This is a genomic window from uncultured Ralstonia sp., from assembly GCA_913056305.1.
In the GTDB taxonomy this organism is placed as follows: Bacteria; Pseudomonadota; Gammaproteobacteria; order Burkholderiales; family Burkholderiaceae; genus Ralstonia.
In genome coordinates this window covers 1-4,928 of sequence record CAJXMR010000286.1, presented here as the reverse complement: position 1 = coordinate 4,928, position 4,928 = coordinate 1, and the positions used below count along the sequence as shown (strand labels likewise).

At 62.0% G+C, this 4,928-nt stretch carries 9 protein-coding genes; 5 read left to right on the top strand and 4 right to left on the bottom strand.

Annotated elements, in window-relative coordinates:
- The 5 genes from QZ609_RS24505 to QZ609_RS24485 all read left to right on the top strand — a co-directional run.
- Nucleotides 1-220: hypothetical protein (locus QZ609_RS24505; RefSeq protein ID WP_295500456.1), on the top strand; the 220-nt coding region annotated here is incomplete at its 5' end.
- 63 nt (nucleotides 221-283) lie between these two features.
- Nucleotides 284-454, top strand: a complete 171-nt coding sequence (locus QZ609_RS24500) for a hypothetical protein (RefSeq protein WP_295500454.1) — start codon at nucleotides 284-286, stop codon at nucleotides 452-454.
- 11 nt (nucleotides 455-465) lie between these two features.
- Complete coding sequence (locus QZ609_RS24495; RefSeq protein ID WP_295500452.1) at nucleotides 466-714, top strand: hypothetical protein; 249 nt, start codon at nucleotides 466-468, stop codon at nucleotides 712-714.
- On the top strand, nucleotides 701-1,312 hold the full coding sequence (locus QZ609_RS24490; protein WP_295500450.1) for a glucosaminidase domain-containing protein: 612 nt from the start codon (nucleotides 701-703) through the stop codon (nucleotides 1,310-1,312). The genes QZ609_RS24495 and QZ609_RS24490 overlap by 14 nt, the downstream gene beginning before the upstream one ends.
- Nucleotides 1,309-1,623 (top strand): hypothetical protein, encoded by a 315-nt coding sequence (locus tag QZ609_RS24485; protein WP_295500448.1) that lies wholly within the window; start codon nucleotides 1,309-1,311, stop codon nucleotides 1,621-1,623. Before QZ609_RS24490 ends, QZ609_RS24485 begins: the two co-directional genes overlap by 4 nt.
- A 252-nt stretch (nucleotides 1,624-1,875) precedes the next feature.
- Here QZ609_RS24485 and QZ609_RS24480 read toward each other — a convergent pair whose 3' ends face one another.
- The 4 genes from QZ609_RS24480 to QZ609_RS24465 form a co-directional block, all read right to left on the bottom strand.
- Nucleotides 1,876-2,451, bottom strand: coding sequence for a hypothetical protein (locus tag QZ609_RS24480; protein WP_295500446.1), 576 nt, complete (start codon nucleotides 2,449-2,451; stop codon nucleotides 1,876-1,878).
- Nucleotides 2,452-2,850: 399 nt separating this feature from the next.
- Nucleotides 2,851-3,390 (bottom strand): hypothetical protein, encoded by a 540-nt coding sequence (locus tag QZ609_RS24475; protein ID WP_295500444.1) that lies wholly within the window; start codon nucleotides 3,388-3,390, stop codon nucleotides 2,851-2,853.
- A 59-nt stretch (nucleotides 3,391-3,449) separates the two neighbouring features.
- A complete protein-coding gene (locus tag QZ609_RS24470; RefSeq protein WP_295500442.1) occupies nucleotides 3,450-3,815 on the bottom strand; it encodes a hypothetical protein in 366 nt (121 codons plus the stop codon).
- A 244-nt stretch (nucleotides 3,816-4,059) separates the two neighbouring features.
- Nucleotides 4,060-4,928: IS3 family transposase (locus QZ609_RS24465; protein ID WP_295500440.1), on the bottom strand; the 869-nt coding region annotated here is incomplete at its 5' end.

Here is a 4,928-nt window from a genome sequence, read left to right as displayed (position 1 = left end):
CGGCACGCTCACGGCCAGCCTTGCGAACGTGACAGCGGCCATCTACGAATCGGAAACCTATACCGGCCCGCTGGCGTCGACGCTTGCCAACTTCACCGTGAGCGCGAGCGGTGGCGAGACGTTCAGCGGGCCGCTGGGGGCCACGCTCGGCGCCACGACGGCCAACATCACCGCGTCGGTCAGCCGCAGGCGTCGCACGGTTTCAATCAACTGCACCTAGCGAACCATCATGGATATGCAATCGCTGCCGCCCTCGGGCGGTTTTTCTTTTTTGGGGCACGTCATGGACGACATCAAAGACACGGCGGCGTTCAAGGAAGCCGTCAAGCAAGCCATCAAGGAATGGCTCAATGAACAGTTCGCCGCGTTCGGGCGCTGGACGTTCTACGGGCTGTGCTCGATGGCGCTCGGTGGCATGACGTACCTCGCGCTGACCTACTTCACCAAAAAATGAGGGGGAACCCAATGAAATTTCGATTGATCGATGAATGGCGGCAAGCTCACACCTTCGCCAGCGTCCGGTTGGGCGCGCTCTTCGCGGCGCTCTTTGGCATTGGGCCCACGCTCATCTCGGCCTGGGGTCTGCTGCCAGATGACCTGAAGGCGCAGTTGCCGCAAGGATGGGGCCGAGTGATTGCCACCGCTGGCTTTGTGCTGGTGCTGGCGGCGCGCGTCTTCACCACCGACAAAGGAGCCGGCGATGTGGCTCAGTGACCTGTTCGTGGCGCTGGCGCGCCGCTTCGGTGCCAAACCTAGTCAACCGGGTGGCGCGGTCGGACAACTGCCGCCGATTCCGCCAAGCCTGCCACCCGCCGCTGTTCCGGTGGCACCGGAACAGCCCGCGTGTCCTATGACGCCGGCCGAGTTTATCGCCGCCATCGTCCCGGCGGCGCAGGCGTGCATGCGCGCAACACGCGTGCCCGCGAGCGTGACCGTGGCGCAGGCCGCGCTGGAATCGGCCTGGGGTGCGCACGCGCCCGGACACAATCTGTTCGGTATCAAGGCCGACACCGGCTGGAGTGGGCCGGTGACACTGCAGGAAACGCATGAGGTGGTCGATGGCCGCACTATTGAAATGGTGGCGCGTTTCCGGGCCTATCCGGACTGGCAAGGCAGCATCGACGACCACGCTGCGTTTCTCGCTGGCAATCCGCGCTACAAGTTTGCCTTTGCCGATCCGCGCGGTCCCGAGTTCGCCGAGGCCATTGCGCGGGCCGGCTACGCCACCGATCCGGTCTATGCGGCCAAGCTCAAGGCCGTGATGACTGCGCACAAGCTGTGCGCGCTCGATCTACCGGAGATCCAACCATGATTGCCACTCTTCTCGCCAAATTCTGGCCCGTCATCGTGGGCATTGCCGGCATCGCTGGCTCGTTTCTGTTCGCTTGGGTCAGCAAGAAGGCAGCCGATGCCCGCGTGGCACGCGCTCAGCAGCAGAGGGCGCAAGCGCAGGCGGACGTTGCCAGCACGCGCGAGGCGTCCGCCGAAGCCAACGCGGCAGCGGCCCAAGCCGGGGAGGAAGCTGCCGTCAATGCCACCGCCGCCCAGGCCGAAGCGGCGCAGATCCCGCGCGATCAGTTCGATGCCGAGGGCGCGTCCCTGGGCATCCTGCGTAAGGAGTGACCCGTGCGAAGTGCAATCCTTCTGGTGGCGCTTGGGCTTTCGGCTTGCGCTGCTCAGCAGCCGTCCTGGCAGCCCCCGCGTATTACCGATACCGCTTGCAATTGGGTTAGGCCGATGACGTTCTCGGCGGATGACACGCCGCAGACCAAAGAGGAAATCATCGCTTATGAGATGGCTCGGCGCAGGAACTGCCCGCGCGCAGGCGCGTTCTGAAGAGGTTCTCCGGCCTGGTAGGACTCGGTAAGCGCCCTGCTACAGGTGCCCGGACTCGCAAGACGGTGGAGCTGATACGAAAGCGGCTTCAGGGCGAATGTCAGCCCACGAGTCATACTTGTCGAATCCAGCATCAAACAGCCCTGAGGCAATCGCGTTGGCAATGACTGCATTCGACATGAACCTCGGTTTCATGTCCGGAAACACAAACGCGTGCCAATCGGTTGGATGGTTTTCGTGAGCAAACGGCCTATGTTGGCTATGCGAAACGCGGAAGAATCTATCCCGGTTACGCTTCTTGATTTCGAAGGTGAGGCCGCAGACGAGGCACTTGCGGTCAGGCTTCCGATGTTTCTTTCCATCGTAGCGGATCTCGAAGTAGCCAGGCGTGGCGAGCATGGCCTGGGGAAACGAGTGCCCGAAGTCGTCACGCAATTGTTTGGCAACAATGCGCTCAGCCTTTTCGCCAGATTTTGCCCGCATCGCAAAAAGACCATCCTCCTTCTTGGAGAAGGCTCCAGCCCTTTGGGGCTCGCCGACATACACGATATGAATCCAGAATAGATCGACAGGAATGCGGTCGTCAGCTGGCGGACGCACGACTGCGTCGATCATAGCTATCGTTTCAAGCACAGCACCACCCAGCCCAAGAAGGAGAAACGCGCCGCCAAACAACCCGCACAAAGCGACACCTAACAGCCTTTGGGGTGGGTCAGTTTTCGATGCAAATCCTGGGTCAGGATTCCGTGCAAATCAACACCAACGGTTCTCCATTGGGCTTTTTGCTGCCCGCAGGGCCAATGCTGGCGCGGTTCGGGCTGCGCTGCGGAGGGCGCAGCCGCCCAGGGAAGCCCGTTTCCGGGCATTTTTCAGTTCTCTGTCCCGCCTATTCTCTGTTTCTGCGAAGGGTGCCCGTCACACACGCCCCAGCATTGGCGCGGGTTTGCGGCTTCTTGTTTGTTACGGAAAGCGCCTCCACGCAGGCGACCCGGCCCCGGAACGGGGTTCGGCAGATTACGTGTTCACGATGGGCCGGACGTCCCAAGTGATGGACGTTCCCGGGCGGTAGACCGCCTCGTTGCCGTGCTTGATCGAGTCCTTCAGGTGTTGGGCCAGCGGCTTGTCGTATTTGTCGATCTGCTTGATGGCTCGGTCGACGGCATTGCGGAAGGCGTCGCGGACGTTTTTCCGCTTGTCCCCGGCCTTGCGCTGACGCCCGCCGAGGCCCTTGCCACCCTCCATCGCCTTTGTCAGGAAGGCCATTTCCTCCTCAATTTCTTCGACCCGGGCGTGATCGCCGGCGTCTCGAGCTTCCTCAATCTCCCCAAGCAGCGTGCGGGCACGTTGCTGCCACTCCCGCAGGGCACGCCGATCGGCGACGTCGCCTGCGTCGGTCAACGGTGCCCCGGAAACGATCTGAAAGCCCTCTTCAATATCCTCTGGGGCGACGCCAGTGTTGGTGGGCAAGTCAATTGCGTTGGCTGCACTTCCACAAGCGATCTCGTAGACCGACGTTGCACGATCCGGAAACGCCAGTAGGAGGTTGATGTACAACCCGCTGTTCTTTCGTGCCTCGCCGTTTCGCTTGTCCCATTCTCCGTCTGGTTTCCGAATCAAATGACCTTGATGGTGCCGTGATCCACCAGGCCGTCAAAATCGGCAGCCGTGAAGCCGGCGTTCGATCTGGCGAAGTCCGAGATATAGAAGCCGATATTGATTCGCAGGCGGTCGCGGAGTTTCTTCTGCTCCGCCGCGGAAACAGCCTCCCGTACTTGTCGCAGAAGTGCCCGAATACGCTCAGCTTCGGCCTGCGTAAAGATGTCCCTCCCTTTCATGCCGCCTCCTGCCTCGTTTTCCGTTTTGCGTGCCGTCGATGTGTCCCGCTGGGGCGCGCACTTGCTCATCGCTTCTATGACACCGCAGGCCCACTTCTCGCCGTAATCGACTGAGCCCATCGCGTAGCGTTCGGCGGCGCTCACCACCTCGTCAATTGACGGAGCGCGCAACCCTAGCCGCCCATCCCCCGCTTTGCATGCGCAGCGCTGTCGCGTCGAGAAACTTGAGTAGGCTGTCGGTCATGGCTTCTCTACGCCTCGTCTGCGCGAAAAGGCTAAGCTCCTGCCGTTCACCTTCCTATTCAGGCGACAAAACCGCCCGGGCTTTCGGTTGGGTAGAGGTTTTCATCAAACTGAATCGCCCCGGTTTTCGAGGAGGCCGGTTGGTTTAAGTTGAGACCGCTGCGATGGTCTCGCTGGCAAGTTGCCAGTAGTTTGCCTCAGCTTCCGCCGGCGGGATGTACCCGATGGGCTCAAGCAGCCGGATGTGGTTGAACCAGTGCACCCATTGCAGGGTGGCCAGTTCCACGGATTCCCTGGACTTCCAGGGCGCCCGGCGGTGAATCAACTCGGCCTTGTACAGCCCGTTGATGGTTTCGGCCAGTGCGTTGTCATAGCTGTCGCCACGGCTGCCGACCGAGGGCTCGATGCCAGCCTCGGCCAGCCGCTCGGTGTAGCGGATGGACAGGTACTGCGAGCCTCTGTCGGAATGGTGGACCAAGGCATCGGAATCGGCCGGTTGACGGTCATACAGCGCCTGCTCCAGGGCGTCCAGCACGAAGTCTGTACGCATGGTGCTGCTCACGCGCCAGCCCACAATGCGTCGCGCGAACACGTCGATGACGAACGCCACGTACAGCCAGCCCTGCCAGGTCGAGACATAGGTGAAGTCCGACACCCACAGTTGGTTAGGCCGTTCGGCTTTGAACACCCGCTGGACCCGGTCCATTGGGCATGGTGCCGAGGTGTCCGGCGTTGTGGTGCGCACCACCTTGCCACGACGCACGCCTTGCAGCCCCTGGCGCTTCATCAGGCGTTCGACCGTGCAACGCGCGACACGGATGCCTTCGCGGTTCATCTGCTTCCAGACCTTGTCGGCTCCGTACACTTGGTAATTGGCGCACCAGACCCGCTCGATGTCGGGGATGAGCGCGTCGTCGCGTTGGGCACGTTTGCAGCGCAGTGCCGGGTTGCGAAGCCGCGCCGCGTGGCGCCGGTAGCAAGACGGGGCAATCTGCAGGACCTTGCAGATGGGCT

Coding starts and splice junctions, on each gene's coding strand:
- QZ609_RS24500 (WP_295500454.1), top strand. CDS start 284: ATGGACGACATCAAAGACACGGCGGCGTTCAAGGAAGCCGTCAAGCAA.
- QZ609_RS24495 (WP_295500452.1), top strand. CDS start 466: ATGAAATTTCGATTGATCGATGAATGGCGGCAAGCTCACACCTTCGCC.
- QZ609_RS24490 (WP_295500450.1), top strand. CDS start 701: ATGTGGCTCAGTGACCTGTTCGTGGCGCTGGCGCGCCGCTTCGGTGCC.
- QZ609_RS24485 (WP_295500448.1), top strand. CDS start 1,309: ATGATTGCCACTCTTCTCGCCAAATTCTGGCCCGTCATCGTGGGCATT.
- QZ609_RS24480 (WP_295500446.1), bottom strand. CDS start 2,451: ATGATCGACGCAGTCGTGCGTCCGCCAGCTGACGACCGCATTCCTGTC.